The following is a 5,555-nucleotide window of genomic DNA, read 5'->3' on the forward strand; positions in this document are numbered from 1 at the left end:
GGTTGGGGCGCCGGTTCTTGCGAATGTTCTTTAAAAACTAACAGCCGATAAGTGTGGGCGCTTGATGGCGACGCGCCGGGGTCTTCGGGCTTCGGGTCAAAGCGAAAGTAATCAAGTCTCACACTTTGTAAATAGGTAGGTTTTGCGTGGGTGTTTCCAGTGATGGGGATGCTCAGTAGAACTTGTCAGTACGTTGAGTGAGCGACCGGTTCGTAACGGAACCGAAAACAGTAACAGGCATTGAACTGAAGAGTTTGATCCTGGCTCAGATTGAACGCTGGCGGCATGCCTTACACATGCAAGTCGAACGGCAGCACGGGGGCAACCCTGGTGGCGAGTGGCGAACGGGTGAGTAATACATCGGAACGTGTCCTGGAGTGGGGGATAGCCCGGCGAAAGCCGGATTAATACCGCATACGCTCTAAGGAGGAAAGGGGGGGATCTTTCGGGACCTCTCGCTCAAGGGGCGGCCGATGGCAGATTAGCTAGTTGGTGGGGTAAAGGCCTACCAAGGCGACGATCTGTAGCTGGTCTGAGAGGACGACCAGCCACACTGGGACTGAGACACGGCCCAGACTCCTACGGGAGGCAGCAGTGGGGAATTTTGGACAATGGGCGCAAGCCTGATCCAGCAATGCCGCGTGTGTGAAGAAGGCCTTCGGGTTGTAAAGCACTTTTGTCCGGAAAGAAAACTTTTGCCCTAATACGGTGAGAGGATGACGGTACCGGAAGAATAAGCACCGGCTAACTACGTGCCAGCAGCCGCGGTAATACGTAGGGTGCGAGCGTTAATCGGAATTACTGGGCGTAAAGCGTGCGCAGGCGGTCTGTTAAGACAGATGTGAAATCCCCGGGCTTAACCTGGGAACTGCATTTGTGACTGGCAGGCTAGAGTATGGCAGAGGGGGGTAGAATTCCACGTGTAGCAGTGAAATGCGTAGAGATGTGGAGGAATACCGATGGCGAAGGCAGCCCCCTGGGCCAATACTGACGCTCATGCACGAAAGCGTGGGGAGCAAACAGGATTAGATACCCTGGTAGTCCACGCCCTAAACGATGTCAACTAGTTGTTGGGGATTCATTTCCTTAGTAACGTAGCTAACGCGTGAAGTTGACCGCCTGGGGAGTACGGTCGCAAGATTAAAACTCAAAGGAATTGACGGGGACCCGCACAAGCGGTGGATGATGTGGATTAATTCGATGCAACGCGAAAAACCTTACCTACCCTTGACATGGTCGGAACCCTGCTGAAAGGTGGGGGTGCTCGAAAGAGAACCGGCGCACAGGTGCTGCATGGCTGTCGTCAGCTCGTGTCGTGAGATGTTGGGTTAAGTCCCGCAACGAGCGCAACCCTTGTCCTTAGTTGCTACGCAAGAGCACTCTAAGGAGACTGCCGGTGACAAACCGGAGGAAGGTGGGGATGACGTCAAGTCCTCATGGCCCTTATGGGTAGGGCTTCACACGTCATACAATGGTCGGAACAGAGGGTCGCTAAGCCGCGAGGTGGAGCCAATCCCAGAAAACCGATCGTAGTCCGGATCGCAGTCTGCAACTCGACTGCGTGAAGCTGGAATCGCTAGTAATCGCGGATCAGCATGCCGCGGTGAATACGTTCCCGGGTCTTGTACACACCGCCCGTCACACCATGGGAGTGGGTTTTACCAGAAGTGGCTAGTCTAACCGCAAGGAGGACGGTCACCACGGTAGGATTCATGACTGGGGTGAAGTCGTAACAAGGTAGCCGTATCGGAAGGTGCGGCTGGATCACCTCCTTTCTCGAGCTTAACGTGTCAAAAGTTGAGCGCTCACGCTTATCGGCTGTAAGAAGACAGGCTAAGGGTCTGTAGCTCAGTCGGTTAGAGCACCGTCTTGATAAGGCGGGGGTCGTTGGTTCGAATCCAACCAGACCCACCACCCAAGTGCGCGTGCGCTCCGGCAGCAGGATGAGCAAGGATCTTTAGCGTGGCACCCGGGGGATTAGCTCAGCTGGGAGAGCACCTGCTTTGCAAGCAGGGGGTCGTCGGTTCGATCCCGTCATCCTCCACCAATCTTCAATGGATAGGGTTCTGTGACACAGAACGTGCGTATCCATTGGCGATTGAGCCAGTCAGAGGGTATTGATTATTCGATATCGGCTGTCGTTCTTTAACAATCTGGAAGAAGTAGTAAAGAGATTCACGAAAGCATACTTAGAGATGGGTGTGTGAGTAGGTGGATCAGGGTTGTGATTGTATCAATGTATGAAAGGTTATCTTTAAGATGACTTGGAATACGGCACAACGCGAATACTCAACCTATGAGGGGTGTGCTTGTGAGAGACACACTCGTTATAGGGTCAAGCGAACAAGTGCATGTGGTGGATGCCTTGGCGATCACAGGCGATGAAGGACGCGGTAGCCTGCGAAAAGCTACGGGGAGCTGGCAAACGAGCTTTGATCCGTAGATGTCCGAATGGGGAAACCCGGCCCGAATGGGTCATCCTGAGCTGAATACATAGGCTCAGTGAAGCGAACGCGGTGAACTGAAACATCTAAGTAACCGCAGGAAAAGAAATCAACCGAGATTCCCAGAGTAGTGGCGAGCGAAATGGGATCAGCCTGTACTCTTTATCTTCGTTGTTAGTCGAACGCTCTGGAAAGTGCGGCCATAGCAGGTGATAGCCCTGTAGACGAAAACAGTGAGGAAGAACTAGGTGTACGACAAGTAGGGCGGGACACGTGAAATCCTGTCTGAAGATGGGGGGACCATCCTCCAAGGCTAAATACTCGTGATCGACCGATAGTGAACCAGTACCGTGAGGGAAAGGCGAAAAGAACCCCGGGAGGGGAGTGAAATAGATCCTGAAACCGCATGCATACAAACAGTCGGAGCCTGGAAACGGGTGACGGCGTACCTTTTGTATAATGGGTCAGCGACTTACGTTCAGTAGCAAGCTTAACTGATTAAGGCAGGCGTAGCGAAAGCGAGTCCGAATAGGGCGTTCAGTTGCTGGGCGTAGACCCGAAACCAAGTGATCTATCCATGGCCAGGTTGAAGGTGCGGTAACACGTACTGGAGGACCGAACCCACTAACGTTGAAAAGTTAGGGGATGAGCTGTGGATAGGGGTGAAAGGCTAAACAAACTTGGAAATAGCTGGTTCTCTCCGAAAACTATTTAGGTAGTGCCTCGTGTATCACCTTCGGGGGTAGAGCACTGTCATGGTTGTGGGGTCCATTGCGGATTACTACGCCATAGCAAACTCCGAATACCGAAGAGTGCAATCACGGGAGACAGACATCGGGTGCTAACGTCCGGTGTCAAGAGGGAAACAACCCAGACCGCCAGCTAAGGTCCCTAAATATGGCTAAGTGGGAAACGAAGTGGGAAGGCTAAAACAGTCAGGAGGTTGGCTTAGAAGCAGCCATCCTTTAAAGAAAGCGTAATAGCTCACTGATCGAGTCGTCCTGCGCGGAAGATGTAACGGGGCTAAGCCATATACCGAAGCTGCGGATGCACATTTATGTGCATGGTAGGAGAGCGTTCCGTAAGCCTGCGAAGGTGCACTGGAAAGTGTGCTGGAGGTATCGGAAGTGCGAATGCTGACATGAGTAGCGATAAAGGGGGTGAAAAGCCCCCTCGCCGTAAGCCCAAGGTTTCCTACGCAACGTTCATCGGCGTAGGGTGAGTCGGCCCCTAAGGCGAGGCAGAAATGCGTAGCTGATGGGAAGCAGGTTAATATTCCTGCACCATTGTTAGATGCGATGGGGGGACGGATCGCGGAAGGTTGTCCGGGTGTTGGAAGTCCCGGTCCTTGCATTGGAGAAGGCGCTTAGGCAAATCCGGGCGCGGAATTCAAGGGTGTGAGGCCAGTCACTTCGGTGACGAAGCAATCGGAAGTGGTTCCAAGAAAAGCCTCTAAGCTTCAGTCTAACAAGACCGTACCGCAAACCGACACAGGTGGGCGAGATGAGTATTCTAAGGCGCTTGAGAGAACTCGGGAGAAGGAACTCGGCAAATTGGTACCGTAACTTCGGGATAAGGTACGCCCTTGTAGCTTGACTGGCCTGCGCCAGAAGGGTGAGAGGGTTGCAATAAACTGGTGGCTGCGACTGTTTAATAAAAACACAGCACTCTGCAAACACGAAAGTGGACGTATAGGGTGTGACGCCTGCCCGGTGCCGGAAGATTAAATGATGGGGTGCAAGCTCTTGATTGAAGTCCCGGTAAACGGCGGCCGTAACTATAACGGTCCTAAGGTAGCGAAATTCCTTGTCGGGTAAGTTCCGACCTGCACGAATGGCGTAACGATGGCCACACTGTCTCCTCCCGAGACTCAGCGAAGTTGAAGTGTTTGTGATGATGCAATCTCCCCGCGGCTAGACGGAAAGACCCCATGAACCTTTACTGTAGCTTTGCATTGGACTTTGAACCGATCTGTGTAGGATAGGTGGGAGGCTATGAAACCGGAACGCTAGTTTCGGTGGAGCCGTCCTTGAAATACCACCCTGGTTTGTTTGAGGTTCTAACCTTGGCCCGTGATCCGGGTCGGGGACAGTGCATGGTAGGCAGTTTGACTGGGGCGGTCTCCTCCCAAAGTGTAACGGAGGAGTACGAAGGTACGCTAGGTACGGTCGGAAATCGTGCTGATAGTGCAATGGCATAAGCGTGCTTAACTGCGAGACCGACAAGTCGAGCAGGTGCGAAAGCAGGTCATAGTGATCCGGTGGTTCTGTATGGAAGGGCCATCGCTCAACGGATAAAAGGTACTCTGGGGATAACAGGCTGATACCGCCCAAGAGTTCATATCGACGGCGGTGTTTGGCACCTCGATGTCGGCTCATCTCATCCTGGGGCTGTAGCCGGTCCCAAGGGTATGGCTGTTCGCCATTTAAAGAGGTACGTGAGCTGGGTTTAAAACGTCGTGAGACAGTTTGGTCCCTATCTGCCGTGGGCGTTGGATATTTGAAGGGGGCTGCTCCTAGTACGAGAGGACCGGAGTGGACGAACCTCTGGTGTACCGGTTGTCACGCCAGTGGCATCGCCGGGTAGCTATGTTCGGAAGAGATAACCGCTGAAAGCATCTAAGCGGGAAACTCGCCTTAAGATGAGATATCCCTGGGGACTTGATCCCCTTGAAGGGTCGTTCTAGACCAGGACGTTGATAGGTCAGGTGTGGAAGTGCAGTAATGCATTAAGCTAACTGATACTAATTGCCCGTAAGGCTTGATCCTATAACCAGTGTGTTTTACGTAATGAGCTAGCGCTTCAGCGCTTACTCAGGACCACCCCCGAAGGGGGCACAAACCACCAGGTTGAGATTAAGTGTTGTGCCCAATACAAGCACAGCCCAAAGTAACACCAGTAACACCGAACGCGCCCTAACCCGCGCAGTTCGACTACTTCTTCCCAGATTGGTTGTGGCGTTTGAACTCCAAACACCACAGCAACAAGTCATGCCTGATGACCATAGCGAGTTGGTACCACCCCTTCCCATCCCGAACAGGACCGTGAAACGACTCCACGCCGATGATAGTGCGGATCTCCCGTGTGAAAGTAGGTAATCGTCAGGCTCCT

The 5,555-nt window shown here is 53.0% G+C and carries 2 tRNA genes and 3 rRNA genes; all 5 read left to right on the forward strand.

From position 1 onward, the window contains the following. Positions 1-242 precede the first annotated feature (242 nt). The 5 genes from AWB66_RS31970 (at position 243) to rrf (ending at position 5,551) form a co-directional block, all read left to right on the forward strand. Positions 243-1,775: ribosomal RNA gene (locus AWB66_RS31970) — 16S ribosomal RNA — on the forward strand. Positions 1,776-1,837: 62 nt separating this feature from the next. Further along, positions 1,838-1,914: transfer RNA gene (locus AWB66_RS31975), tRNA-Ile, on the forward strand. A 57-nt stretch (positions 1,915-1,971) separates the two neighbouring features. Beyond that, positions 1,972-2,047: transfer RNA gene (locus AWB66_RS31980), tRNA-Ala, on the forward strand. A 286-nt stretch (positions 2,048-2,333) separates the two neighbouring features. After that, positions 2,334-5,212: ribosomal RNA gene (locus tag AWB66_RS31985) — 23S ribosomal RNA — on the forward strand. 225 nt (positions 5,213-5,437) lie between these two features. Then, positions 5,438-5,551: ribosomal RNA gene (gene rrf / locus AWB66_RS31990) — 5S ribosomal RNA — on the forward strand. Together the 16S, 23S and 5S rRNA genes with 2 tRNA genes alongside form the textbook arrangement of a ribosomal RNA operon. Positions 5,552-5,555: the final 4 nt, after the last annotated feature.

Origin of the sequence: Caballeronia telluris (assembly GCF_001544495.1) — a bacterium.
Classification (GTDB): Bacteria; Pseudomonadota; Gammaproteobacteria; order Burkholderiales; family Burkholderiaceae; genus Caballeronia; species Caballeronia telluris.